The organism is Peribacillus sp. P4_D6 (assembly GCF_056401795.1).
Genome location: NZ_JBFUIQ010000410.1, coordinates 1 through 526, shown reverse-complemented (window position 1 = coordinate 526; position 526 = coordinate 1). Strand labels below are relative to the sequence as shown.

Annotated in this window: 1 protein-coding gene and 1 pseudogene; both read left to right on the top strand. The window is 44.7% G+C overall.

Annotation, left to right across the window (positions count from 1 at the left end):
• Positions 1-192, top strand: a pseudogene (locus tag AC1DVB_RS27905) (class I SAM-dependent methyltransferase); the annotation flags it as partial.
• The coding region (locus tag AC1DVB_RS27900; RefSeq protein WP_477592104.1) for an AIM24 family protein at positions 192-526 on the top strand (335 nt) is incomplete at its 3' end. The pseudogene AC1DVB_RS27905 and the gene AC1DVB_RS27900, both read left to right, overlap by 1 nt.

Here is a 526-nt window from a genome sequence, read left to right as displayed (position 1 = left end):
GTCATCATGAATACCATGCAGCCGTGGGAATTTGAAAAAATGGCTTTAGAAACGGGATGGAAGGCAGTGGCTGATACCGGCGTTGCAAAGAGAGGGGTGGACTATACAAAGCTCGGACATTTTTCAAAGGAATTAAAGCAAGCTGTATCGTTCATGTGGCTGTTCCTCTTTCAAAAAGAGGTGGGGCAGTGATGGAGAAGTATCAAATCGATCAATTCGTTGAAAAGACGAAGCAGCAGGATAAAGGGCAAGGTTTATTCGAACTTGAAACGGAACGAATCCTGGAGATTAATTTGGAAAAGCAGATTTGGGCAAAAATGGGAACGATGGTTTCTTATCGCGGCCAAATTAAATTCGAGCGGGAAGGCATCTTGGAGCATGGTCTTGGTAAACTCTTTAAAAAAGCCTTAACCGGTGAGGGTGCATCCCTGATGAAAGCGACCGGAAGCGGCAAGCTATACGTCGCGGATCAAGGGAAGAAGATTTCCATTTTGCAGTTAAATGGTGAATCGATCTGTGTTAACGG